27 protein-coding genes are annotated in these 23,353 nt (G+C 35.1%); 9 read left to right on the plus strand and 18 right to left on the minus strand.

What is annotated here, in order from left to right:
* Positions 1 to 78: 78 nt before the first annotated feature.
* The 3 genes from I3217_RS01920 to I3217_RS01930 all read left to right on the plus strand — a co-directional run bounded on the left by I3217_RS01920 (position 79) and on the right by I3217_RS01930 (position 2,783).
* Positions 79 to 651, plus strand: coding sequence for a TetR/AcrR family transcriptional regulator (locus I3217_RS01920; protein WP_435048038.1), 573 nt, complete (start codon positions 79 to 81; stop codon positions 649 to 651).
* 55 nt (positions 652 to 706) lie between these two features.
* On the plus strand, positions 707 to 1,807 hold the full coding sequence (locus I3217_RS01925; protein WP_435048039.1) for an MBL fold metallo-hydrolase: 1,101 nt from the start codon (positions 707 to 709) through the stop codon (positions 1,805 to 1,807).
* Positions 1,808 to 1,919: 112 nt separating this feature from the next.
* Positions 1,920 to 2,783 carry a DMT family transporter gene (locus tag I3217_RS01930; RefSeq protein ID WP_435048040.1) on the plus strand — a complete coding sequence of 288 codons (864 nt, stop codon included), beginning with the start codon at positions 1,920 to 1,922 and terminating at the stop codon, positions 2,781 to 2,783.
* On the opposite strand, the gene I3217_RS01935 is transcribed toward I3217_RS01930, so the two are convergent.
* From I3217_RS01935 to I3217_RS01970, 8 genes are all read right to left on the minus strand, one after another.
* The gene (locus tag I3217_RS01935) at positions 2,780 to 4,321 is read right to left on the minus strand and encodes an acyl-CoA carboxylase subunit beta (protein WP_435048552.1); all 1,542 of its coding nucleotides are present in this window, start codon (positions 4,319 to 4,321) and stop codon (positions 2,780 to 2,782) included. The genes I3217_RS01930 and I3217_RS01935 overlap by 4 nt on opposite strands.
* 11 nt (positions 4,322 to 4,332) lie before the next feature.
* Positions 4,333 to 5,772 carry an acetyl-CoA carboxylase biotin carboxylase subunit gene (locus I3217_RS01940; protein ID WP_435048553.1) on the minus strand — a complete coding sequence of 480 codons (1,440 nt, stop codon included), beginning with the start codon at positions 5,770 to 5,772 and terminating at the stop codon, positions 4,333 to 4,335.
* Positions 5,773 to 5,776: 4 nt separating this feature from the next.
* Positions 5,777 to 6,262, minus strand: coding sequence for a biotin/lipoyl-containing protein (locus tag I3217_RS01945; RefSeq protein ID WP_435048041.1), 486 nt, complete (start codon positions 6,260 to 6,262; stop codon positions 5,777 to 5,779).
* 74 nt (positions 6,263 to 6,336) lie between these two features.
* Positions 6,337 to 7,005: a 3'-5' exonuclease gene (locus I3217_RS01950; RefSeq protein WP_435048042.1), complete on the minus strand. Its 669-nt coding sequence runs from the start codon at positions 7,003 to 7,005 to the stop codon at positions 6,337 to 6,339.
* Positions 7,002 to 8,921: a DUF294 nucleotidyltransferase-like domain-containing protein gene (locus I3217_RS01955; RefSeq protein WP_435048043.1), complete on the minus strand. Its 1,920-nt coding sequence runs from the start codon at positions 8,919 to 8,921 to the stop codon at positions 7,002 to 7,004. Before I3217_RS01955 ends, I3217_RS01950 begins: the two co-directional genes overlap by 4 nt.
* Before the next feature lie 55 nt (positions 8,922 to 8,976).
* Positions 8,977 to 9,645, minus strand: coding sequence for a PrsW family intramembrane metalloprotease (locus I3217_RS01960; RefSeq protein ID WP_435048044.1), 669 nt, complete (start codon positions 9,643 to 9,645; stop codon positions 8,977 to 8,979).
* A gap of 10 nt (positions 9,646 to 9,655) precedes the next feature.
* The gene (locus I3217_RS01965; protein WP_435048045.1) at positions 9,656 to 10,282 is read right to left on the minus strand and encodes an NUDIX hydrolase; all 627 of its coding nucleotides are present in this window, start codon (positions 10,280 to 10,282) and stop codon (positions 9,656 to 9,658) included.
* Complete coding sequence (locus tag I3217_RS01970; RefSeq protein ID WP_435048046.1) at positions 10,248 to 11,336, minus strand: M42 family metallopeptidase; 1,089 nt, start codon at positions 11,334 to 11,336, stop codon at positions 10,248 to 10,250. Before I3217_RS01970 ends, I3217_RS01965 begins: the two co-directional genes overlap by 35 nt.
* Positions 11,337 to 11,437: 101 nt before the next feature.
* Here I3217_RS01970 and I3217_RS01975 point away from each other — a divergent pair, with 101 nt between their 5' ends.
* On the plus strand, positions 11,438 to 12,112 hold the full coding sequence (locus tag I3217_RS01975; protein ID WP_435048047.1) for a DUF4294 domain-containing protein: 675 nt from the start codon (positions 11,438 to 11,440) through the stop codon (positions 12,110 to 12,112).
* Between the two features lies 1 nt (position 12,113).
* Positions 12,114 to 12,743: a PAQR family membrane homeostasis protein TrhA gene (gene trhA, locus I3217_RS01980; RefSeq protein ID WP_435048048.1), complete on the plus strand. Its 630-nt coding sequence runs from the start codon at positions 12,114 to 12,116 to the stop codon at positions 12,741 to 12,743.
* A gap of 6 nt (positions 12,744 to 12,749) precedes the next feature.
* On the opposite strand, the gene I3217_RS01985 is transcribed toward trhA, so the two are convergent.
* The 3 genes from I3217_RS01985 to I3217_RS01995 are packed head-to-tail and all read right to left on the minus strand — an operon-like array spanning position 12,750 to position 14,592.
* Positions 12,750 to 13,178, minus strand: a complete 429-nt coding sequence (locus tag I3217_RS01985) for a DUF4268 domain-containing protein (protein WP_435048049.1) — start codon at positions 13,176 to 13,178, stop codon at positions 12,750 to 12,752.
* An 8-nt stretch (positions 13,179 to 13,186) separates the two neighbouring features.
* Complete coding sequence (locus I3217_RS01990; RefSeq protein ID WP_435048050.1) at positions 13,187 to 13,861, minus strand: ZIP family metal transporter; 675 nt, start codon at positions 13,859 to 13,861, stop codon at positions 13,187 to 13,189.
* Positions 13,861 to 14,592, minus strand: a complete 732-nt coding sequence (locus I3217_RS01995; protein WP_435048051.1) for an SAM-dependent methyltransferase — start codon at positions 14,590 to 14,592, stop codon at positions 13,861 to 13,863. The genes I3217_RS01990 and I3217_RS01995 overlap by 1 nt, the downstream gene beginning before the upstream one ends.
* A gap of 58 nt (positions 14,593 to 14,650) precedes the next feature.
* Here I3217_RS01995 and I3217_RS02000 point away from each other — a divergent pair, with 58 nt between their 5' ends.
* Positions 14,651 to 15,808 carry a THUMP domain-containing class I SAM-dependent RNA methyltransferase gene (locus I3217_RS02000; protein ID WP_435048052.1) on the plus strand — a complete coding sequence of 386 codons (1,158 nt, stop codon included), beginning with the start codon at positions 14,651 to 14,653 and terminating at the stop codon, positions 15,806 to 15,808.
* A gap of 38 nt (positions 15,809 to 15,846) precedes the next feature.
* On the opposite strand, the gene I3217_RS02005 is transcribed toward I3217_RS02000, so the two are convergent.
* From I3217_RS02005 to rlmD, 4 genes are all read right to left on the minus strand, one after another.
* Positions 15,847 to 16,392, minus strand: coding sequence for a YSC84-related protein (locus I3217_RS02005; RefSeq protein ID WP_435048053.1), 546 nt, complete (start codon positions 16,390 to 16,392; stop codon positions 15,847 to 15,849).
* A 156-nt stretch (positions 16,393 to 16,548) separates the two neighbouring features.
* The gene (locus tag I3217_RS02010; RefSeq protein WP_435048054.1) at positions 16,549 to 17,304 is read right to left on the minus strand and encodes a DUF6048 family protein; all 756 of its coding nucleotides are present in this window, start codon (positions 17,302 to 17,304) and stop codon (positions 16,549 to 16,551) included.
* Positions 17,270 to 17,809, minus strand: a complete 540-nt coding sequence (locus I3217_RS02015; protein ID WP_435048055.1) for a DUF6452 family protein — start codon at positions 17,807 to 17,809, stop codon at positions 17,270 to 17,272. The genes I3217_RS02010 and I3217_RS02015 overlap by 35 nt, the downstream gene beginning before the upstream one ends.
* Positions 17,810 to 17,819: 10 nt before the next feature.
* Complete coding sequence (gene rlmD / locus I3217_RS02020) at positions 17,820 to 19,229, minus strand: 23S rRNA (uracil(1939)-C(5))-methyltransferase RlmD (protein ID WP_435048056.1); 1,410 nt, start codon at positions 19,227 to 19,229, stop codon at positions 17,820 to 17,822.
* Positions 19,230 to 19,472: 243 nt separating this feature from the next.
* On the opposite strand from rlmD, the gene rocD reads away from it, so the two are divergent.
* On the plus strand, positions 19,473 to 20,714 hold the full coding sequence (rocD, locus tag I3217_RS02025) for an ornithine--oxo-acid transaminase (protein ID WP_435048057.1): 1,242 nt from the start codon (positions 19,473 to 19,475) through the stop codon (positions 20,712 to 20,714).
* 124 nt (positions 20,715 to 20,838) lie between these two features.
* On the opposite strand, the gene I3217_RS02030 is transcribed toward rocD, so the two are convergent.
* The gene (locus I3217_RS02030) at positions 20,839 to 21,168 is read right to left on the minus strand and encodes a CCC motif membrane protein (RefSeq protein ID WP_435048058.1); all 330 of its coding nucleotides are present in this window, start codon (positions 21,166 to 21,168) and stop codon (positions 20,839 to 20,841) included.
* 10 nt (positions 21,169 to 21,178) lie between these two features.
* Positions 21,179 to 21,463, minus strand: coding sequence for a DUF2752 domain-containing protein (locus tag I3217_RS02035; RefSeq protein WP_435048059.1), 285 nt, complete (start codon positions 21,461 to 21,463; stop codon positions 21,179 to 21,181).
* Between the two features lie 149 nt (positions 21,464 to 21,612).
* On the opposite strand from I3217_RS02035, the gene I3217_RS02040 reads away from it, so the two are divergent.
* Positions 21,613 to 21,816 carry a hypothetical protein gene (locus I3217_RS02040; RefSeq protein ID WP_435048060.1) on the plus strand — a complete coding sequence of 68 codons (204 nt, stop codon included), beginning with the start codon at positions 21,613 to 21,615 and terminating at the stop codon, positions 21,814 to 21,816.
* Positions 21,809 to 22,366: a Smr/MutS family protein gene (locus tag I3217_RS02045; protein ID WP_435048061.1), complete on the plus strand. Its 558-nt coding sequence runs from the start codon at positions 21,809 to 21,811 to the stop codon at positions 22,364 to 22,366. Before I3217_RS02040 ends, I3217_RS02045 begins: the two co-directional genes overlap by 8 nt.
* Here I3217_RS02045 and I3217_RS02050 read toward each other — a convergent pair whose 3' ends face one another.
* Positions 22,367 to 23,290 carry a hypothetical protein gene (locus tag I3217_RS02050; RefSeq protein WP_435048062.1) on the minus strand — a complete coding sequence of 308 codons (924 nt, stop codon included), beginning with the start codon at positions 23,288 to 23,290 and terminating at the stop codon, positions 22,367 to 22,369. It abuts the gene before it with no gap.
* Between the last annotated feature and the right edge of the window lie 63 nt (positions 23,291 to 23,353).

Consider the following 23,353-nt stretch of genomic DNA (forward strand, 5'->3'; position numbering starts at 1 on the left):
ATACAAGTCATATAGTGTTAAGAATGTTAAACTAAAGATTATAATCGAATATTTATTCGTTTATAGGTATATTTGCATATGAAACTAAAAGACGATACAAAAAGATTGGCCATTATTGAAGAAACACTAACCGTTGTGTACAATAAGGGGTTTGCAGGTATTAAAATGGCACAGATAGCTAAAGCTGTAAACTTATCGCCATCTACTTTGTATGTCTATTTTAAAAATAAAGACGATTTAATACTTAGCATTGCCAGTGAATTAATTGAAACAACTACTGCAGATACAAAAAAGATACTTAATCAAAATTTACCATATAAGCTTAAATTAAAGGCGTTTTGGGTGTTTTATCTCAACTTTTGGATTAATAATGCGAAAGAGATTAATTTTATAATGCAGGTTAAAACTTCACCGTATTATGATTTAATTCCCAAGGCTATAAGGGACTTGAAATCTTCAATAGGAATTAGCCTTCTGGAAAAAGGAAAAACTGAAGGATTAATTAAAAATATAGATAGTATAATCCTGTCTGGTATTATGGAATCGTTTTTATTACAAACCGTAAAAATGATAGAAAATAAGCAATTGACATTAACCGAAACCGATACAGATATCATGTTTACCTGTATATGGGATGCGATTAAAGCTTAGTTTACGAATATTTATTCGATAAAAAATGATAAGGAACATATTAAAAAAACTTGCAATGACTATAGGAATCACAATTTTATTAATAAGCACTATCACCATATTGTTTTTATATTTAAGTCCGCAATTTGGAGGAAAACCAAGTCTGGAACAACAAAAGTTATATGCAGAATCCAAACAGTATAAAAATGGGAAATTTGTAAACGAAACAGGAGCAGACGTAAATATGAGTTTTGGAGATATGAGTAAAACCATGCTTAAATATTTTAATCCTCCCAAATTTACCATTCCTGATACTCCAATTCCCGTAGCAAAGGTTAATCCAACTGAATTAATGGATTACAAAGGAAGTTCCCGACTATTCTGGTATGGGCATTCAACTTTTTTATTACAAATAAATAAAAAAAATATTCTTATTGACCCGATGTTTGGTGAAGTTCCTGCACCGCATCCCTGGTTAGGAACCAAACGTTTTAGCGACGAGTTACCAATTGATATTAAAGATCTTCCAAAAATAGATGCTGTATTAATATCTCATGACCATTACGATCATTTAGATTACAATTCTATAAAAGCTTTAAAGAACAAAGTTGATTTGTTTTATACGCCTTTAGGTGTCGGGGGCCACTTAAAGGCCTGGGGAATTCCAGAAGATAAAATTATAGAACTGGATTGGTGGCAGGATACAACTTTGTTTGACTTAAACTTTGTCTGTACACCGGCACAACATTTTTCTGGTCGTGGTTTTTCAGACAGAGGAAAAACACTTTGGTGCTCATGGATAATTCAGACCAAAGAAGAGAAGATTTTCTTTAGTGGAGACAGTGGCTACAGTAAGCACTTTAAAATTATTGGCGAAGAGTTTGGTCCGTTTGATCTGGCTTTAGTGGAATGTGGGCAGTATAATACGCTATGGCATGACATTCATATGTATCCGGAAGAAACTGCACAGGCAGGAGTCGATTTAAATGCAAACCGGATTATTCCAATTCACTGGGGGGCATTTAAACTAGCAATGCACGAATGGGATGAGCCTGTAACCCGGGTTTTAAAAGCAGCTCAAAGTCTTAATCTTGCAGTAGAAACTCCAAAAATAGGAGAGGAGATTATTGTAAAACTAAATAATCCAGATGACACGGCCTGGTGGAAAAGTTTTTAATCGTGATACGATTTGGTTTAGTGCTGGATTAATAAACGGGTGTTTTTCGGAAATGTAAAACAATATTATATACTTTTGACTTGTATTTTTCAGAAAATGATTAAGTAAAACTATGCCTGTAAAACAAACTATTAAATTAATGATTTTAAGCACTATGGCCTTTGCTTGTATGAATGCCACAGTAAAATACTTAGAAGACATTAATGCATTCCAGATTGTGTTTTTCAGATCGTTTAGCTCACTTTTTTTTACGTTTGGATTTTTATTGAAAAACCGTATTCCTTTAATAGGGAATAATCAGCGCTTGCTTATATTAAGAGGAGTGGCCGGAGTCACTTCCATGACTTTGTTTTTCATGTCTACCAAATATTTACCCATAGGCACTGCTGTATCGCTTAGATATTTGGCTCCCATTTTTGCTGCTATTTTCGCCGTGTTATTCCTGAAAGAAAAAATATGGAAATTACAGTGGCTGTTTTTTATCATTGCCTTTCTGGGAGTTATTATTTTGAAAGGTTTAGACACTCAGGTCAATACTTATGGATTGATTTTAGTGTTAATCGCATCAGTAACCAGTGGAACTGTTTATGTTATTATCAATAAAATAGGAAAAAGCGAACATCCCGTAGTAGTGGTTAATTACTTTATGGTAATAGCGACACTCTTTGGAGGTGTGTTGTCCATTAATAACTGGGTAACTCCCAAAGGTTTTGAATGGCTGTTTTTATTTTTGTTAGGTGTTTTCGGATATTTTGGACAATTATTTATGACCAAAGCGTTTCAGGGGGCTAAGACCAGTGTGGTGGCTCCTTTTAAGTATGTTGAAGTTATTTTCACTATGCTACTCGGCGTGTCCTTGTTTAGTGAAGTATATACATCCTGGAGCCTCCTTGGGATTTCTATGATAATTATAGCCCTCATTCTAAATACGTTATATAAAGCCAAAAAGGATAAAAAACATCGGATTAAAGTTTAAAGCGGTATATTTCCATGTTTTCGCTTAGGTAAATCAACCTGCTTATCTTCAAGCATACTGAATGCCTTTAATAGTTTACGGCGGGTGTCTTTTGGCACAATAACTTCATCTATAAATCCGCGTTGTGCGGCTTTATAGGGATTAGCAAAGGTATCGGCATATTCTGTTTCCTTTTCTTTAAGTTTATTTGCCGGGTCGTTGGCTTCATTTATTTCTTTTTTGAAAATAATTTCACTGGCACCTTTTGCACCCATAACAGCTATTTCGGCTGTAGGCCAGGCAAAATTCATATCGGCTCCAATGTGTTTTGAGTTCATTACATCATAAGCCCCACCATAAGCTTTTCTGGTAATAACAGTAACACGAGGTACTGTGGCTTCGCTTAGGGCATATAGTAGTTTGGCTCCGTTTAAAATGATACCATCCCATTCCTGGTCGGTCCCCGGTAAAAAGCCAGGCACATCTACAAGAACTAAAAGCGGAATATTGAAGCTGTCGCAAAATCGTGTAAAACGCGCTGCCTTTTTAGAACTGTTAACATCTAAAACGCCGGCCAGTACCATGGGCTGATTTGCTATTATACCGATACTACGTCCACCGAGTCTGGCAAAGCCCACTATAATATTGTCGGCATATTCCTTATGGATTTCAAAAAAACTGTCTTTATCAATAATGCCGGTTATTACGGTGTGCATATCGTAAGGTTTATTGGCATTTTTCGGAATCAGCTGGCTTAGTTCATCGCGAATTTCATCCTGTAACACAAACGGTAGTTTCTCAGGGGTTTTTGTATTGTTTTGAGGCAGATAACTCAAAAGCGTTTTAATATCCTCCAGACATGCAATGTCGTTTAGAGATACTTTATGAGCAACTCCGGATTTGGTAGCATGTGTGTGTGCTCCGCCCAAATCTTCTGAAGTCACATCTTCATTGGTTACTGTTTTCACTACATTAGGCCCGGTAACAAACATATAACTGGTATTTTCAACCATAATAGTAAAATCGGTCATAGCCGGAGAGTATACAGCACCACCGGCACAGGGGCCCATAATCGCTGAAATCTGAGGTATTATTCCTGATGCTTTTACATTTTTGAAGAAAATATCGGCATAACCACCAAGAGACCGAACACCTTCCTGAATTCGCGCTCCACCTGAATCGTTTAAACCGATAAGAGGCGCTCCCATTTGCAAAGCCTTATCCATAATTTTACATATTTTCTCTGCATGGGTTTCCGATAAAGAACCTCCAAATACCGTAAAATCCTGAGCGAAAACATAAACGAGTCTTTTATGTATTGTACCGTATCCCGTAATTACACCATCGCCATAATACAACTCTTTGTCCATGCCAAATTCTGTAGAGCGATGAGTAACAAGATTACCTATTTCTTCAAAAGAGCCCTGGTCCAGCAAATAATTTATACGTTCTCGTGCCGTTAGCTTTTTTTTCTTGTGTTGTTTTTCAATACGATGTTTACCTCCTCCTAAATGCGCCAGATTTAGCTTATCGTTTAGTTGTTTTATTTTGTCGTCCATTTCAGTTTGAATCAATTAGGAAGTTTAAGTTGATTGATATCTTTAAGATATTGTTTTAAGGCTATTAAAGCCGCTATTCTGGCTTCTTTTTCGGTAGCTTTATCAATTAATTCCGGAGCATAATACATGTTTACAAAATTGGTGTCGAAATTACCGGTGCGAAAAGCATGATGGTTACACACAAATTCACCAAAGGGTAAGGTGGTTTCAACTCCGTCTATTTTATAATCATTAATAGCATTTAACATATTTAAAATAGCTTCTTCACGCGTAGCACCATAAGTGATTAATTTAGCAAGCATCGGATCGTAATAAATAGGAACAGTCATTCCCTGAGTGTAGCCGTTATCGACTCTTACATAGTCGCCTTTTGGGAGTTTATAAGTAGATAAAAGTCCAACACTAGGTAGAAAATTATTAAGTGGATCTTCTGCATATACTCTTAATTCCAAAGCGTGCCCACTAATTTCCAGGTCAGCCTGAATAAAAGGGATGTCTTCACCGTTCGCGATTTTAATTTGAAGCTCTACCAGGTCCAGACCTGTTATGATCTCGGTTACGGGATGTTCGACCTGAAGTCGGGTATTCATTTCCAGAAAATAGAAATTGTTCTGATCGTCTAGTAAAAATTCAACTGTTCCGGCTCCGACATAATTACAGGCTTTAGCTACATGAATAGCAGCATCACCCATTTTATCACGTAATTTAGGAGTTAACACAGTAGAAGGCGCTTCCTCTATGACTTTTTGATGGCGGCGCTGTATACTGCATTCCCGTTCAAACAAATGCACAGTATGTCCAAAAGAATCAGCTAAAATCTGGATTTCTATATGTCGAGGAGAAGCAATGTATTTTTCTATAAATACAGAACCATCGCCGAAGGCAGAAAGTGCTTCGCTTTTGGCGCGTTCCATTTGTATTTCGAACTCCTGAATATTTTTTACAATGCGCATACCTTTACCACCACCGCCAGCAGCTGCTTTTATGAGAATGGGGAATCCTATTTTTTCTGCAATTGCTTTGGCTTCAGCAATATCGTCTAAAGGATCTTCCGTTCCAGGAACCATGGGAATATTGTAGAATTTAACCGCTTCTTTAGCGGCGAGTTTGTTTCCCATAATTTTAATCGCATGAGCATCCGGACCTATAAAAATAAGCTGGTTCGCTTTTACCTGTTCTGCGAATTCGGCGTTTTCACTTAAAAATCCATATCCTGGGTGTATGGCATCTGCTTTTAAATTTTTGGCTACCTTAATAATCTTATCACCTAAAAGATAGGATTGATTAGAAGGTGATTCACCAATACAAACAGCCTCGTCGGCATAAGTTACATGTGGTGATTCTCGATCTGCTTCAGAAAATACAGCAACGGTTTTTATTCCCATTTTTTTAGCTGTTTTCATTATACGCAGGGCAATTTCTCCACGGTTGGCCACCAAAATTTTCTGTATCATACTATTCCAGTTCTATTAAAAGTTGACCTTTATCCACAGCATCGCCCTGGGCTATATTTATGGTTTTTACTGTTGCTTCGTGAGGAGCGGTTATACTGTTTTCCATTTTCATGGCTTCAAGAACAAGAAGAGTTTCGTTAGCAGAAACTTGTTGGCCTATAGATATTGGGATTTCAAGAATAAGACCTGGCATGGGAGCAGTTATATTATTTATCTGCTTTGAAGCACTTTGCTCGAAGCCCATTTTTTGAATAAGAACATCCAGTTCATCCTGAATGACAACCTCATATTTGCTATTATTAACTTTTACCGTATAGGATTTACGTTCCTGGTCTGAAGCTGTTATTTCAGCCGAATAGGAGGTATGCTCTTTTAAAATATGGTACTGTTTAGGTGAAATTTCTACAACATCAAAATCCGTTAACTGATTTGCATTTAACTTAAATTGATGGTGAGAATTTACAACGATATTGAACGGTTTACTCATCGTGAACGTTTTTCTTATAGTAAATATAAGAAATATGATGAGTTTACGTAAACTGTAAAGAATTAAGAAATTAATTACAGTTTAAATAAGTTTTTAAGAGTATAGTTTTTGGTCTTTATCAGTTCCTGAACAGCACGCTCAAAAATAATAGCAGTAATTAAGGCGTCTCCTGCTGCAGTATGACGATCGGAAACATCGATGTCGTAATTTTCGGCAATTTCGTCCAAAGTATACCTTTTTTTCTGATCGATTAGATTCGATTTAATACGAGTAGCTTTATAGACATCCATAGTATCTAAAACCCGGTTTTTTAATCGTGGTAAGCCCAGGCGTTTTAAGGCCTCATTAATCATAGTAATATCGAAAAAGGCATGATGCGCTACTAATACCGCATCTTTAATGTAATCTAAAAACAGAATAATAGCTTCTTCTTCGGTGTAGGTTTTAAATTTTTCATTTTTTATGATACCGTGAATAGCTACCGTTTCTTCATTAAAATAATCCTGTTTAATATAGATTTCAAAAACGTCTTTTAAATCTATTTCATTATTCAGCAATTTTAATGCACCTATGCATAGCATACGGTCTGCATTATAATCGAAGCCTGTAGTTTCTGTATCTAAAACGACAAAATTTGTTGTTGGTATTTCAGTTTCTTTAGGTTCATCAAATAAGGCTTCGTAGCGCTTCCAATAGTCGGGATAGGATTTTTGTTCTGGATTACTGAAAAGCCACCGAATCATATAAAATTCTTTAGATTAAATTTAAGTTTTATAAGTTCCTGAACTTTGGCTATGGCTTTAAAACAACGTTTTAGTTTCATTTTCTCTTCTTTAGAGAGTTCAGCCAAAGCGATAAAACGACCGTTATCGTTGTTAAGTAATCCGTGTTTAGTTCTGAATTTTAATAAGGCTTTAGAAGCGTAAGAACAGGATAAAAACAGCTCTTTATCTTCAGGCATTAGCTCTGCAAACTTTTCAAAACGCTCTGCGGTATTGTTAATATTTTTGGTTTGATAGTGCAGAGCTAATAATCGACCAGCATCGGTAACTGGCATAATAGCACGTTTCTTTAAGTCGAAGAAATCTTTATGTTCTCCATCCTGTTCAACTAAAAACTGTCTGAAGAATCCTAAAGGTGACGGACTGCGTAGAGAACTGGCGCCTAGTTTTGACAAGAAGATCATATTGTTTCTGGTGATTTCCATAATATGGTCAGACAAAGCATTTGTAAGTGCAGCATCTCCATAAGTTATATCAAAATCAAAGAATATAGAACACAATAATAATTCGTCGTCACCCGTTTCTTTTGTCCAGTCGCTAAACTGGGTTTCCCATTCCTCTAAACTTAAACACCATCTAGGGTTTTTGGCCATCATTTCTCCAGGGCAATAGGCAAAACCAATATTCTTTAAGCGCTTATTAACTTTTTTAGCAAGAGTTAAAAAATAAGTTCTTACTTCCTCAAGATGATCCGCATCAACATTTTCAAAAACAATGGCGTTATCCTGATCGGTATGTAACAACTGTTCTTTTCTTCCCTGGCTGCCCAAAGACATCCAGGCAAATTTTACCGGAGGCGCCTGATCTAATTTGTCGATGCAACGTTCTATTACGCGTTTAATGGTTGCATCGTTTAATTCGAAAATAATGTTGTTAATGTGGGTAAGTGGTATATTTTGCTGAATATAACCTTCCAGTAACATCATTATTTTTTCACGTATGCGTTTTAATTCTTTAGTAGAGTTTGCGCGTTTAATAGCTTTCATCAATACCGAAGGGTTGGTTCCTTTCATAACAATAATGTCGTGCTCTGAAAACACTCCGACAATTTTACTGTGAGGTGTACCGTCCTTGGTTACCACGATTTGATTTATTTTATGTTTCATCATCGTGATTTGCGCTTGAGCAATGGTAATGTTTCTGTTGTAACACAAAACAGGACTATTCATTATAGCAGCAACGGTATCGTCTATAGCATAGTCACCTGTAGCAACGCGAATTCTTAAGTCCTTATCGGTTATTATTCCAATAGGGCATTCTTTTTCTTCTATAATTATCGATCCCACATTATGTGTGCTCATTAATTTAGCCGCTTCTCTAATAGAGGTTTCTTTTTTTGTAGTTACTACATTTTTTACCAGACGTACCGGTTGCATTTCGAACAATTCTTTGCTAAAATCCAGTTTAACTTCATCGTCCAGATGTAATTTTTTTTCAAATTCGTTAGAGAACGGATTCTCGGTATTAGAAGCGAAGCTCTCTATTAAATATTGATTAACCTGCTTATTCTGTTCAATAATAGGCTTAAAAATATCAATAGGAATACAATATAAAATGGTTTCTTCTTCGGTAATCGCAGTAATAGCATAATTTTCATGAGCAAAAAGAGGGCGCAGACCAAATACATCACCTTCGTCAAACTTATCGATAGTTTCTAATTTATCATTAATAACTTTTTTAAGTTTAACAGCACCTTTATAAATCATATAAAACTGATCATGCAAGGCGGTATTAGCTCGATAAATAGTGTTTTCTTTATCTAAATATTTAATTTTAACTTCTTTAGAAATATCCAGCAATTGCTCTTTGCTAAGCAAATCGAAAGGAGGAAAATGTTTTATAAAGTCTGCTACGCGCTCTGCAATCGTATTCTTCATGCTTCTCATTTAAACTAATTTTCGGGTACTAAATATAATGCTTTGTTTGCAATTATTATTTAAAATATGAATTCTCTTGGTGAGTTTTTATTGCTTTTCTTGCTAAGAGCAGTCCTATAGCTAGCGAAATGAAAGCTCCAACCCATACTCCAGGCACAAAATTTATGAATAAAAAGAAATCATAACTCCCGTGAAAAATTATAGCCAAAAGTAATCCAGTTAAATTAAGTTTTATACTTTTTTTTGAAAATTTTGCTTTACCCATAAAATACCCCATTAAAATACCGAATGTCGCATGAGCTGGCACTGCCGTAAAAGCTCTTAAAAGAGCAGAATTAAGACCGCCTTCCAACACATAAAAAATGTTTTCTGTTGCAGCAAACCCCATAGACACCATAACGGCATATACAATACCATCAAAAGGTTCATTAAATGCGGGATTGGTTTGCGCGAAATAGCGAATAATGACATACTTGCTAAACTCTTCGGTAAAGCCAACAACAAGAAATGCTTTTACAAATTGTTGTAATACACTCGCACTATCTAAGGGAAGTGCATAGTCGAAAATAATGTAAAATAAGGTAGTGATAAAAATACTTACAAAGGCGCCTAGTAAGAAATTGTAAACCAATAGAAGTTTAGGTTCTTTCTCGTATTTGTCTTTATAATAGATATAAGTAACAATAATGACTATGGGAGCGAGGGCTAAAACTAGTAGATTCATGCGTAAAATACTATAAAGACTCGGTTATATTTTTAAGAACTTCCAAATAATAGGCACGATTGGAAGGTACAAAATACTCATTATTTTCACTATTGGTTAAAAGCTTTTTAAACTGTGCTATGGATACTAATTTAAAAGCTTCAACCTCTTCGGGTTGTGGTGTTAAGTTATCCACAGGTACCGTTAATTCTGCAAGAAAAGTATGATGGAATTCGTTATCGGTAATACCGGAATTATAACTTTGAAAACAGGGAAAGACACCTATTTTTGTTAATTGCTTTTCAGAAAGCGTCAGGCTCAGTTCTTCTTTAGTTTCACGCAGTACTGCTGCTTCTATACTTTCTCCAGCATCCACATGTCCTGCTACAGAAACGTCCCACATTCCCGGACAAATAGCTTTTTTATAGCTACGCTGTGCCAGTAAAATTTCACCTGTTTTAGTATATAACCATAAATGCGCTGTATTGTGGTAATAGCCCTTAGAATGAATTTCCGATTTAGGCGCAACTTTACCTGTTGCTTTCCCGGTTTCTGTAACGATATCTATAAGTTCGTCCATAATAGCAATTAAAAAAGCCTCAGATTTCTGAGGCTTAATGTTTTTATTTAAAATAACTAAATGTTTCGCCTTCTTCAATCTTTAAAAGCGATTCGTAAATCAGTTTAATTACATTTTCAACATCGTCTTTATGTACCATTTCTACCGTGGTATGCATGTAACGAAGCGGTAATGAGATTAAAGCAGAAGCCACTCCGCCATTACTGTAAGCAAAGGCATCGGTATCTGTTCCTGTAGCTCTTGATAAAGCCGAACGCTGGAACGGTATGTTTTTCTCTTCAGCTGTATCTGTAATTAAATCTCTTAATTTTTGTTGAACAGCCGGTGCATACGCTACAACAGGACCTAAACCAATTTCTAAATGACCTTCTTTCTTTTTGTCAATCATAGGAGTAGTGGTATCGTGCGTTACATCAGTTACAATGGCCACATTTGGTTTAATGGTTTGAGTAATCATTTCGGCACCACGTAAACCAATTTCTTCCTGAACCGAGTTGGTAATATATAATCCAAATGGTAATTTCTTTTTGTTTTCATGAAGCAATCTCGCAACTTCCGCAATCATAAATCCACCCATTCTGTTATCTAAAGCACGGCAAACAAATTTGTCTCCATTTAAAATATGAAATTCATCCGGGTAAGTTATTACACAACCAACATGAATGCCCATGCCTTCAACTTCTGCTTTATCTTTAGCACCAACATCTATGGTAATGTTTTCTGGTTTGGGAGTTTCCTCTTTAGCTTTATCTCTGGTATGGATAGCCGGCCAGCCAAACACGCCTTTTACAATGCCATTTTTCGTGTGAATATTTACTATTTTACTTGGCGCAATCTGGTGATCACTACCTCCGTTTCTAATAACATAAATTAAACCGTTATCCGAAATATAATTTACGTACCAGGAAATTTCATCGGCATGTCCTTCAATAACCACTTTATAAGGTGCGTCAGGATTAATAACACCTACAGCAGTACCATAAGTGTCGGTAATAAATTCGTCTACATAAGGTTTTAAATAATCCATCCATAATTTTTGTCCGGTCCATTCGTAACCAGTTGGAGCTGCATTATTTAAATACGCTTCTAAAAAGTCAAGCGATTTTTTATTTAATATACTCTTCTTTGCCATTCGTGTAAGTTTTGGATAAAAATAATAATATTAAAGCGAATTTAAAGTTATAAGCCCTGTAAATTATTAATTTTGGAATAGTTTTTGGCTGTCTTGATTGTATGAAAATACTACCCATTATTTTATTCTTTTTCCCTGTAATCGTTTTTTCTCAGATTGAGAAAAGGAACGACAGTATATCAGATTATTATATTGTAATGGAAGGCGATTCGATAGTAAGGAAATCTATAGACCTGGACGAAGTGCTTATTTTTAACCAGATTCATTTTACAGACAAAAAGGAACGTGTACAGTATTTAATCTTACGACGAAAAACGCTTAAAGTATATCCTTATGCTAAAATGGCTGCCGACCGGTTGCAGGAGCTTAATACACGTCTTGAATTATTGGGAAAGAAGCGACAACAAAAGAAATATACCAAACAGGTTCAGAAATATTTGGAAGAAGAATTTTCTGAAGAATTAAAAAAACTAACACGCACGGAAGGACAAATTCTTGTAAAATTAATTCACCGGCAAACCGGAAATACAACATTCGATTTGATTAAAAGTTTAAGAAGTGGTTGGAGAGCATTCTGGTTTAATAATACCGCGAAATTGTTTGACATTTCGTTAAAAGAAGAATTTAATCCGATGGAGGTTAAAGAAGATTATTTTATAGAAGATATTTTACAGCGTAACTTTCAAAATGGAGTACTGGAGCGGCAACCCTCGGTTTTAGATTTTGACTTTCTAGAGGTTGTCGCAAGATGGAAAAAACGATTAGAAGAAGATTAGTATGAGACGTACACAAACATCTGTAGAAGAAAAGTGGAATACTATAACCCATGCTTTTGGAGCTGTTCTTGGTGTTATTGGGCTGATACTTTTATTACTTTACACCAAACAGCATTCCAGTTGGAGTTTGTTTAGTATTATAGTTTACGGTATTTCTATTATTATCCTATTCTCAGCATCAGCACTGTACCATTCGGTAACCAAAAAGCGTCATAAATACTATCTACGCATCATAGATCATATTAGTATTTACCTGTTAATTGCAGGAACCTATTCGCCTGTATTATTAATAGCTTTACACAAAAGTTTAGGCTGGAATTTATTTTGGACTGTCTGGGGAATTGCCGGGTTTGGATTGATTCTGAAATTGTTTTTTACCGGACGATTTGAAGTGTTTTCTACTTTATTATACCTTGTTATGGGCTGGCTTATTGTTTTCGATTTTACCAATTTATCTCAGGTAATCGGAACAAATGGCGTGTATTTACTTTTTGCCGGAGGATTTTTCTACACAGTAGGCATTCTATTTTATGCTTTAGAACGCTTGCCATATAATCACGTCATCTGGCATTTGTTTGTTCTGGCAGGTGCCATTAGTCATTTCCTGATGATTTTTAAGTATGTAATTTAATGAAGATTAATCTTTAATTACATCTTCATAATCTTCGAAAAAAGATTCGAACTTAGCCATATTTTCGTTAAAGAACTCCATAACCTCTTGCCACGTGTTTTTATTGTGAATGGACACTTTTTGCTCTAAAGGCAGATATATCCTCGATATTTCTTTACCATTGTCTAACATAAATTCTTCCTCAAAAATAGCATCAGGTAAATAATCCTCTTTTAAAATAGATTTTAAGGATTCTAATTTCTCCCAGTATTTTATTCGGTTTTCAAGATCTTCTTCCACATCTAAAGCGACTAGTGCACTTTTGGTATCGAAATGAAATTTAAAGCTGAAGCCTTTTATTTTAGTGTTGTACAACAGCCATTTTCTGGGAAAGGACTTTCCGAAACTGGTCCAAAATAATTCTCGTAGTTGTCTGGATTCTTCTCTGCTAAACATAATTTAATTTAAATGAGATAGGCTATAGCAACTCCGGCAATTATAGCCAGAAGTTTAGTAAGATTAAATTTATGACCTTCACTGCTTTCAAACAAAATGGTGGTCGAAATATGGAAAAATATCCCAATAACTATGGCATTAATATACAATATATACTCTTTTATCAGAGTAACATGATTGGAAATAAAGGTTCCCAACGGAGTCATTATCATAAAAATAAATAAGAAGCTTATAATTTGCTTTTTACTATAATTGGATTGTATTAAAAATGTAGTTATTAAAGTCGCTATTGGAATTTTGTGTATTAGCACACCATATACCATATCGTTATGATGATGTATTGGAAAACCTTCCAAAAAACTGTGGATACACAAACTTATAAACAATAACCAAGGAAACTGATGCTGATGTTTGTGAATATGAATGTGACCGTGTTCGGCACCTTTAGACAGGAATTCCAATACAATCTGTATTAAAATTCCAAACATAATTAAAAGGCCGGTTTGTTTGGTAGGTAAATGATGGTACACCTCCGGTAACAATTCAAATAAAGTTAGAGCCAGTAGGAATGAACCACTAAACGACAACAATAACTTGGTATTGAAAATGGTTTTGTCTTTACCGAAGAAAGCCAGAATAACACCTAAAACTACGGCTAATATGGGAAGTAAATATGAATTCATTATTTAAATAACATGACTAATCGATCGGAGGTTTGGGGATCGAATTTTTGTAGTTTGTAATTTCCAAAAACTTCTAAAAGGTTTACTTCAGCAGCTTCAAAAAGCGTTTCAAAATCATTTAAAGTAAATGCTTTAACACGTTCCTGATAATTAAAGTTTTCGCCTTCAAAATTAAAATTAATGTCTTTATAAATATAACCGTTTTGGGTATAGCGTTTTAAATTAAAGGTTATCCCATCGATGTGTTTAGTTTCATCAGCAACCAGATTATTAATTATATAGTCGCTATTCATAAAGTCGATTACACCAATACCAAATTCGTTTAAATCGGTTTTAATGGCTTTTATAGTATTAAGATTATCTTCTTCATTGTCAAAATATCCAAAACTTGTAAATAAATTAAAAACAGCATCGAATTTTTCGGAAAACGGTTTACACATATCGTGAACCTTAAATCTTAACCGTTCGTTTTCAAATTGTTTAGCATGCCTGATACTGTTTTCGGATAAATCGGCTCCGGTTACGTTAAATCCAAGAGAATTTAAATACAACGAATGTCTCCCTCTGCCACAGGCTAGATCCAGAATTTTACTGTTTTCTGAAATGTTTAAATAGCTAGTAAGAGTATCCATGAAGTGATGTGCCTCAGCATCATTTCTTTCTTTGTATAAAATATGGTAAAACGGAGTGTCAAACCATGCAGTATACCACGTTGTATTATCTTTTATCATTACTAAACTTTATAAGGCGCAAAAATACTGTATTTTTGTAATCTATTTAAAGTAAATAATGGAGAATAATTTTAAGATGGTTGCCAAAACCTTATTTGGCTTTGAAGAATTATTGGCAAAGGAATTAACTCAGCTTGGAGCTCAGAACGTAGAACAGGGTGTGAGAAATGTCAGTTTTGTTGGCGATAAAGGATTTATGTATAAGGCCAATTTAGGAATTAGAACAGCCATAAAAATCTTAAAACCTATTAAGACCTTCCGAGTGGTATCTGAGCAGGATATTTACGATAATATTTATAAAATGCCATGGGAAGAGTATTTAAAACCTACGGGGACTTTGGCTGTAGATGCTACAGTAAATTCTAAAGTGTTTACGCATTCTTTATATATTGCTCAAAAAACGAAAGATGCTATTGTAGATAAATTCAGGAATACAACAGGAGTGAGGCCAAGTGTAGATTTGAAATTTCCCGATTTAAAAATCAACATTCATATAGACCGTCAGAAGTGTACAATTTCTTTAGATACTTCGGGAGACTCATTACATAAGCGCGGATATAAAACCGCCACTAACATTGCTCCAATAAATGAGGTGCTGGCCGCCGGATTAATTATGTTATCGGGATGGGATGGACAGTCTGATTTTATGGATCCGATGTGTGGTAGTGGAACCATTCTGGCCGAAGCCGCTATGATTGCCTGTAACATACCGCCAAACTTAATGCGTAAAGAATTTGCCTTTGAACGCTGGGCAGACTGGGATGTGGATTTGTTTGAAAAAATAGAGGAATCTTTATTAAAGAAAACACGAGATTTTCATTATAAAATTATTGGTTATGATAAATCGCCTTCTGCTGTTGCAAAGGCTAAAGAGAATGTGAAAAATGCACATCTGGATGAATTTATAACGGTTAAACACGAGGATTTTTTCAAAACGCAAAAAGGAGGTCAGGATAAATTACACATGTTATTTAATCCGCCTTACGGAGAACGTTTAAATATAGAAATGGAAGCGTTTTACAAAAATATAGGCGATACTTTAAAGCAAAATTACCCAGGAACAGATGCCTGGTTAATTACTTCGAATCTGGATGCATTAAAGTTTGTTGGTTTAAGACCTTCGCGAAAAATAAAACTATTCAATGCGAAATTAGAATCGCGATTGGTGAAATATATGATGTATGAAGGTAGTAAGAAAGCAAAAAAGCAAGTATAACCACTTGCTTTTTTCTTTATTATAGTACATTTTGATATTTAGTATTCATCAAAGGCTTCAAAATTAAATTTCTGTCCACCAACAGAGACATCAGCCATTAAGCCTCCTTTGGTTTGCGTAAATACAGCAACACCTTCGGTATATTTGGCATTGAAAGATTCTCCTGATTTTAAAGCTGTGGCAGAGGCTTCTGCTGAGAAATTGAATTTACTTTCCATAAATTCCTTCAGTTCTTTATCGGTTTCAAAAAAGATAACTTCTATAATAGCTTCACCACCAGCCTGAAAGCCCACATTAACTTTTTTAAGACTAGCCATTCCTAGTTTTTTGCCTCCTTTTTTGTAGAGTACTCCGTTACCAGCTGCACCTCCAACGATAAAACCGCCTTTCCCAACATTTGGAAAAATGACATAACCAGCAGCTTCATTAAAGAATTTTTTTAGGTCGGGATTACTGGTCAGTAAAGTGGTTTTAGCATTATCGGCATCCGTCATTATTTTTTTATCTTTTTCGGTTTGCCCCTGTACCGAAACAGTTATTAGCCCAAGAGCTAATACCATAAAAATATTTTTTAAGTTTTTCATAATTAAAATGTTATTGATTTTAGCGTTAATTGATATCTCCATTAAAGTTAATTAAATAAAACGTAAAGTAGTAGAAGGAACAATTGGAATTCCTTGATAATTAAGAAAATAATAACATTTTAATACGCGCTAAGAAGCAGGAAAACGGACAAAAGTTTATTTGTCTTTTTTGTAAAGCGGAATGAGATAAGATATACTGTAGCCATAACCAAAACCGAAGGCTCCGCTGTCGTAAGTTTTATAAAATCCGGGAACGTAAATGTTTTCGAAATTGTTGGGTTCATCCTGGGCCAGCATCATTTTGAATTCAGCATGCACTCCCAGAAACAGATTGTTTAAAACTTCTACTTTTAAACCAACCACTAACTCTGTCCAAAGTGCTGAAAGTCCGGATTGTTTATAGGATTCGCTGGTAGAGAACTGTGGTTCCCAGTACTGATTTTCTGTATATATCAGATAGTTATTTACAGTTTGACTAAATGTACTTGCTCCAATACGTAAACCACCATAAATAAGGTTTTCCATATCCAGCCAGTTACGGTAAGCATTATAATCTATTCCTGCCTTGAAATAGCTTCCGGTAGTAGTAGCACTATAAAAGTCATTAGTCGTTGTTTTATCTTCGGTACCTATACTTCCTGCAATATACCAGAATTTTGTAAGGCGATAATCGGCAACAATTTCTAAACCTTTATAGTCGTCTTCAAATAAGGTCCTGATTGGTTTACTAATATCGATACCAACACGTAAACCGTATTTCTGCTTTATTTTTACAGAATCCTGTACTGTTGTTTTAACCGAATCCACAACCACAATACTTAAGGAGTCATTTTGAGCCAGAAGAGCGCCGTTAAAACACAATAAAAAAATAAAGGAGTTAGTGATATATTTTAAAATGTTGTTGGTTTTCATCTTCTACAGATTGGTTATCGTTTACAGCTCGTATAAGTTGAATCCAGTTATTATCGTCTTCAACCAGATTTATACTTACATTATTATAAATGGTTTTGTAGCCACAGGCGCGAGATACAAATTCATGCTCCATATTGTAAGAAATAGTAATAATGTCTTCATTACCCTTAACAATATCATCACTTGTATCGTCTTCGGTGTCATTATCATCTACAACATATTCCTTATGGAGCCTGTATTCTGTAATTGTATCGTTTGTTTTTAATGGTATGGTAATGGAATCTGTGGCTACAATATTATAGTCTGGCAACACTTCCGAATTACCTACACCCTGAATTCTTAAGTTTACAACCTGTTTTTCGGTATCTACATTAGGATTGGTTACATCGTAAAACCTGATGATAATACTCGGGGTTGTAGGAACATCGTTAGAACAGATGTCATCTCTTTCACAACTTATAAAGCATAGACCAAGTAAGACTACTAGAATTAAGGGGTATTTCATAAATAATGATTTATCTTTTTTCTAAAAGTACAACATTTTCCACATGATGTGTTTGCGGGAACATATCAACGGGTTGCACTTTAGTAACCTTGTACATTTCATCCATTAGAGCTAAGTCTCTGGCCTGAGTAGCACTATTACAGCTTACATACACTATTTTTTCAGGTGCCACATTAAGTAACATAGCGACCACATCTTTATGCATACCATCTCTTGGCGGATCGGTTATAATAACATCTGGCTGACCGTGAGTTTTAATAAAGGTATCGTTAAACACGTTTTTCATGTCTCCAACATAAAAATCGACATTAGCTATATTGTTAGCTTCAGCATTAGCTTTGGCCGCAAGAATAGCATCAGGTACAGCCTCAACACCTATAACTTTTTTAGCATTTTTTGCTACAAACTGAGCTATAGTTCCCGTTCCGGTATATAAATCATATACTAATTCCTTACCGGTTAATCCGGCAAAATCACGTGTAATTTTATATAATTCGTAGGCCTGATCGGAATTGGTTTGATAGAAGGATTTGGCGTTAATTTTAAATTTTAAGCCTTCCATTTCTTCAAAAATATGATCACGCCCATGGTAACATAGAATCTCCTGATCGTAAAGCGTATCATTTGCTTTTCCATTAATTACATATAACAAAGCAGTAATTTCAGGGAAAGTTTCCACTAAATGATTAAGTAATAATTCGCGTTTAGTCTTATCTTCTTTAAAAAACTGAATAAGTACCATAAGTTCTCCTGTAGAGGACGTGCGAATCATGAGTGTACGTAAAAGTCCGGTCTGATTCCTGGTATTAAAGAATTCAAGATCGTTTTCAACAGCAAATGCACGAACACTATTACGAATAGCATTTGACGGATCGGCTTGAAGATGACATTTTTTGATGTCTAAAATTTTATCCCACATACCGGGAATATGAAATCCTAAAGCGTTTTTATCCTCTAAATTTTCATCAGAATTTATTTCTTCTAATGTTAACCATCGGCTATCACTAAAAGAAAACTCCATTTTATTTCTGTAAAAGTATTGGTTTTTAGAACCGGAAATAGGTGTTACTTCCGGTAGTTCAATATGCCCCAGACGGGTAAGATTATTTTCTACCTCTTTTTGTTTGTAAAACAACTGGTATTTATAATCCATATCCTGCCATTTACAACCACCACAAACACCAAAATGCTCACATTGTGGTTCTGTTCTTTTTTCCGATAGTTTATGGAACACTGTAGCTTTCCCTTCGTAATACGATTTACGTTTTTTAAAGGTTTGAATATCTACGATATCGCCAGGAACGGCGTTAGGTAAAAATATAACAGCACCATCCGGCGATTTGGCAATGGTTTTTCCTTTTGCTCCGGCATCTACCACTTCTATATTGGTAAATACTTTCTTTTTATTTCTTCTAGACATGCCGCAAAAATAAGGTCTTTTTGGCTTTTGAAATGTATGTCTAAAGAAAATTTTTACCCCTGAGCTTAATTTCTGTTTTAAAACGATTAGAATCTTATAAAAACAAGTCTAATAATTTTAAGGAACCTTTAATATTTAGTAATTTGCGTTGCAATAATGGATGATTTCTCTCCATTTTTCTTCGCTTTTATTAAGGAAAAAAGATAGGAATAGTAAAGTTTCAATTTTAAACAAAATTTGATTATGGCTGTTTTAGAACAATTAACGTCACAACAGGCTATTGCATTAGAAAACGATTACGGCGCACACAATTACCATCCACTACCTGTAGTTTTAACAAAGGGAGAAGGTGTGTTTGTGTGGGATGTAGAAGGAAAAAAATACTACGATTTTTTATCGGCTTATTCGGCCGTAAACCAGGGGCATTGTCATCCAAAAATTATTGGAGCCATGGTTCAGCAGGCTAAACGTCTTACCCTGACGTCGCGTGCTTTTTATAATGATATGTTAGGAATATACGAAAAGTTTGCCTGCGATTATTTTGGCTTCGATAAACTGTTACCTATGAATACAGGTGCCGAAGCTGTTGAAACGGCTTTAAAACTGTGTCGTAAATGGGCTTATGAAAAAAAGGGAATCCACGAGAATGATGCAGAAATAATTGTTTGCGAAAATAATTTTCACGGAAGAACCACAACTATAATTTCTTTCTCCAATGACCCGGTGGCCAGAGAACATTTTGGACCGTTTACTAAAGGGTTTATAAAAATAGAATACGATAATCTTGAAGCGTTAGAAGTCGCTTTAAAGCAAAATCCAAATGTAGCAGGTTTTCTGGTTGAGCCTATACAGGGAGAAGCGGGAGTTTATGTACCTAGTGAAGGATACCTGGCAAAAGCAAAAGCTTTGTGTGAAAAACATAATGTTTTGTTTATCGCAGATGAAGTACAAACCGGAATTGCAAGAACAGGGCAATTACTGGCAGTAGATCATGAAAATGTGAAGCCAGATGTTCTTATTCTGGGAAAAGCATTAAGTGGAGGTGTTTATCCTGTAAGTGCAGTTCTAGCTAATAACGCTGTAATGGATGTTATTAAACCAGGAAATCATGGTAGTACTTTTGGAGGAAACCCAGTTGCAGCTGCAGTAGCCATTGCAGCTTTAAATGTGGTTAAAGACGAACATTTAGCTGAAAAAGCCGAAGAATTAGGAGTATTGTTCCGAAGTGAATTAAATAAATATATAGAAACGAGTAAAATTGCCAAGCTGGTAAGAGGAAAGGGTTTATTAAATGCTATAGTTATAAATGATGACGAAGAAAGCGATACAGCCTGGAACATTTGCCTTGCCTTACGCGATAATGGCTTATTAGCCAAACCAACACATGGTAATATTATCCGTTTTGCTCCACCACTGGTTATGACGAAGTATCAACTACAGGATTGTGTCAGTATCATAGTTAAAACATTAAAACAGTTCGAGTAAACTAACTTAATTTTGCTATAAATTTGAAAGCGACTAATAATAATATTAGCCGCTTTTTATATTTCTAATACTTTCGGTTTAGTAAAATGCAATCATTTAATTAATTAATTAATTAATTAATTAATTAAACAGGTTGCTGCATATTCCATTGCTCCATCATTTCTTCTGACTGGATCATAATGTTATCCCAGCCAACAGTATAAATCTGGTATGCGGTATACAATAAATACATGATGTTTATAACGGCAATCACCAGAGCCACTGTTTTAGCAGTATTCATCCCCTGAATATTATCGTAATTTTCTGGATTTAATTCCGCTTCCTTTAGTTTAGTTTGTGCGATGTAGTAGGCAATTCCTGAAGGTATAACACCAAATCCCGCGAAACAACAGCAAAGTAGTCCCAGTGCAGATAAGATATATACGACATTCGAGTTTAGTTTAATTTTTTCCATTTGGTCTTGATTAGTGGGTTATTTTTAATAGATAACTGATTACGATAATTGAAATATTGATTATAAAAAGCCACTTTTTTATAAACTCTTCGTATTTAAAAGTGACGAATATGTTAAAGATAAGAAAAAGGCCTAAAAGAATTAAGGTGTAAATGGCCGGATACATTTTAAATGCAGCAGTCCATTCACCATGTAAAACAAGAGCTAAGGCGCGCTGCATACCACAACCAAAACAATCCATACCAAGAAATTTCTTGGTAAGACAGGGTAACATATAATCTTCAATCGATACCATATTCCGGAAGTTATACTACAAATATAAAATTTAGCGTAGGACGAATAAACAAGATGTCCAGGTAAAATACAATGCCTTGCCTATTAATTTAAGCGAAAATGTGATTTTAATTGTAATTTTGGATTTTCAAATAGATTAGCTTCTTACTCATGAAATCAAGACAAGGTATAAATTACATTTTAATCGTTATTGGTATTATCGTGGCCATGTTCGCCAAAATAGATCCGAATCAGAATAAATATATTTTAATTATTGGTATTTGTGTTTTAATGTTTGGAATTTTTAGATTATCACAATCTATTCCGAGTAAAAAGAACAGAGAAGACGAATTTAACGATGCAGAGCATGAGTAAATTAAAGGTCGGGGATAAGGTATCTGCTTTAGACGAAGATATTACAGGTGTGGTATCGAAGGTTGAAGGTAGTTTGATTTCAGTTGAGACGATGGATGGGTTTCCGATGCAGTTTGAAGCCAGAGAGCTTATTAAACTAGGAGGGAAACAGGATTTTGACCGACAATTATTTAATGAAAATTTACATGATGTCATCTCAGAAAAAGAATCTTATAAGCCGAAAAAGTCTGTAAGAATTAAACCAAAGGAGCGCTTCGAAGCCGCTATGGAAGTCGATTTACATATTCATCAACTGGTGAAATCGACAAAATATATGGCTAATCATGAAATGTTAAACATACAGCTGGATACAGCTAAGCATAAACTGGAATACGCCATTAAAAACCGAATACAAAAAGTTGTGTTTATCCATGGTGTAGGTGAGGGGGTATTACGAATGGAATTGGAATACCTGTTTAATCGCTACGACAATTTAAAATTCTACGATGCCAATTACCAGAAATACGGTTTGGGAGCTACCGAAGTATATATTTTTCAAAACCAGAAGTAATTAAGGAAATTCAGGCGTTACATATCGTTTTTTAGATGAGGAGCTATCCTCCAAAGTTCCCAGTTCAAAAACATCCTGACTCACACCCGGTAATTGTATATTGGTAAGCTGCACATCTACCTCATAACTTTGTTCTATAGTATGTTCTCTATAAGCTGTTGCTTTCACTGTAGTTGCAACATCCGGATTTAAATAATCGGCGCCTACACTACTATAAGTAATATCGTTAGTCGGGTTTTGGTCCTGAGATTTGTTTTCTTCATCACGGGTCAAAACGCCGTCTCCGTCGTCATCCGGATCTAAATAATCAGGAATACCATCGCCATCTGTGTCTAAAGAATCAACAAAGCCAACGCCAACAACATAATTTGGCGATTCACTACTGGTTTTTACATTATCACCATCGTCATCATCATCTAAATAATCTGGAATACCATCACCGTCACGATCGGTTGGATTGGTACTAGGATCATTATCTCCGTCTAAATTCTCGTCTTCAACTTCAGCTGGAATACCATCGTTATCGTCTTCTATTAAAAGCGAAGAAATAGTCGCTACACCACCCGAACTTTGCAAATCGTTTGTTATTGTTATACCCGAAGGAGGAACATCGTTGCAGAAAAAATCCGAAGGATCTGCATTGTACGATCGGTAGTTAAACGGATTTGAGGTTTCGTTTATATTTACTGTAATGGTTTTAGTATTATCGGCACCTACATTATATAGTGTATCCAGAGTAATACTTGGTGAGGAAATTTTTAAAGATAAAGATTCGTAAGGATCACTTTTTATATTGTAAAATACCAATTCGCCACATGCTGCAAACGTATCATCAAAATCAAATTCTACTGTAATCAAATCACCATCGTCGCAGGATAATATACTAAATAAACTCAGACTTAAAAACAAAGATAATTTGCGCATAGAAATATAATTTAATTGCAAAAATAAATGATTTGAGAATTTATAAGGAGGCAAAGCACAAAT

The sequence above is a fragment of the Formosa sp. S-31 genome, assembly GCF_051172795.1.
GTDB lineage: Bacteria > Bacteroidota > Bacteroidia > Flavobacteriales > Flavobacteriaceae > Formosa.

Bases quoted from the DNA above. Each gene is read 5' to 3' on its own strand.
- I3217_RS01920 (WP_435048038.1), top strand. From the start codon at position 79: ATGAAACTAAAAGACGATACAAAAAGATTGGCCATTATTGAAGAAACA.
- I3217_RS01925 (WP_435048039.1), top strand. From the start codon at position 707: ATGACTATAGGAATCACAATTTTATTAATAAGCACTATCACCATATTG.
- I3217_RS01930 (WP_435048040.1), top strand. From the start codon at position 1,920: ATGCCTGTAAAACAAACTATTAAATTAATGATTTTAAGCACTATGGCC.
- I3217_RS01935 (WP_435048552.1), bottom strand. From the start codon at position 4,321: ATGGACGACAAAATAAAACAACTAAACGATAAGCTAAATCTGGCGCAT.
- I3217_RS01945 (WP_435048041.1), bottom strand. From the start codon at position 6,262: ATGAGTAAACCGTTCAATATCGTTGTAAATTCTCACCATCAATTTAAG.
- I3217_RS01950 (WP_435048042.1), bottom strand. From the start codon at position 7,005: ATGATTCGGTGGCTTTTCAGTAATCCAGAACAAAAATCCTATCCCGAC.
- I3217_RS01955 (WP_435048043.1), bottom strand. From the start codon at position 8,921: ATGAAGAATACGATTGCAGAGCGCGTAGCAGACTTTATAAAACATTTT.
- I3217_RS01960 (WP_435048044.1), bottom strand. From the start codon at position 9,645: ATGAATCTACTAGTTTTAGCCCTCGCTCCCATAGTCATTATTGTTACT.
- I3217_RS01970 (WP_435048046.1), bottom strand. From the start codon at position 11,336: ATGGCAAAGAAGAGTATATTAAATAAAAAATCGCTTGACTTTTTAGAA.
- I3217_RS01975 (WP_435048047.1), top strand. From the start codon at position 11,438: ATGAAAATACTACCCATTATTTTATTCTTTTTCCCTGTAATCGTTTTT.
- trhA (WP_435048048.1), top strand. From the start codon at position 12,114: ATGAGACGTACACAAACATCTGTAGAAGAAAAGTGGAATACTATAACC.
- I3217_RS01985 (WP_435048049.1), bottom strand. From the start codon at position 13,178: ATGTTTAGCAGAGAAGAATCCAGACAACTACGAGAATTATTTTGGACC.
- I3217_RS01990 (WP_435048050.1), bottom strand. From the start codon at position 13,861: ATGAATTCATATTTACTTCCCATATTAGCCGTAGTTTTAGGTGTTATT.
- I3217_RS01995 (WP_435048051.1), bottom strand. From the start codon at position 14,592: ATGATAAAAGATAATACAACGTGGTATACTGCATGGTTTGACACTCCG.
- I3217_RS02000 (WP_435048052.1), top strand. From the start codon at position 14,651: ATGGAGAATAATTTTAAGATGGTTGCCAAAACCTTATTTGGCTTTGAA.
- I3217_RS02005 (WP_435048053.1), bottom strand. From the start codon at position 16,392: ATGAAAAACTTAAAAAATATTTTTATGGTATTAGCTCTTGGGCTAATA.
- I3217_RS02010 (WP_435048054.1), bottom strand. From the start codon at position 17,304: ATGAAAACCAACAACATTTTAAAATATATCACTAACTCCTTTATTTTT.
- I3217_RS02015 (WP_435048055.1), bottom strand. From the start codon at position 17,809: ATGAAATACCCCTTAATTCTAGTAGTCTTACTTGGTCTATGCTTTATA.
- rlmD (WP_435048056.1), bottom strand. From the start codon at position 19,229: ATGTCTAGAAGAAATAAAAAGAAAGTATTTACCAATATAGAAGTGGTA.
- rocD (WP_435048057.1), top strand. From the start codon at position 19,473: ATGGCTGTTTTAGAACAATTAACGTCACAACAGGCTATTGCATTAGAA.
- I3217_RS02030 (WP_435048058.1), bottom strand. From the start codon at position 21,168: ATGGAAAAAATTAAACTAAACTCGAATGTCGTATATATCTTATCTGCA.
- I3217_RS02035 (WP_435048059.1), bottom strand. From the start codon at position 21,463: ATGGTATCGATTGAAGATTATATGTTACCCTGTCTTACCAAGAAATTT.
- I3217_RS02040 (WP_435048060.1), top strand. From the start codon at position 21,613: ATGAAATCAAGACAAGGTATAAATTACATTTTAATCGTTATTGGTATT.
- I3217_RS02045 (WP_435048061.1), top strand. From the start codon at position 21,809: ATGAGTAAATTAAAGGTCGGGGATAAGGTATCTGCTTTAGACGAAGAT.
- I3217_RS02050 (WP_435048062.1), bottom strand. From the start codon at position 23,290: ATGCGCAAATTATCTTTGTTTTTAAGTCTGAGTTTATTTAGTATATTA.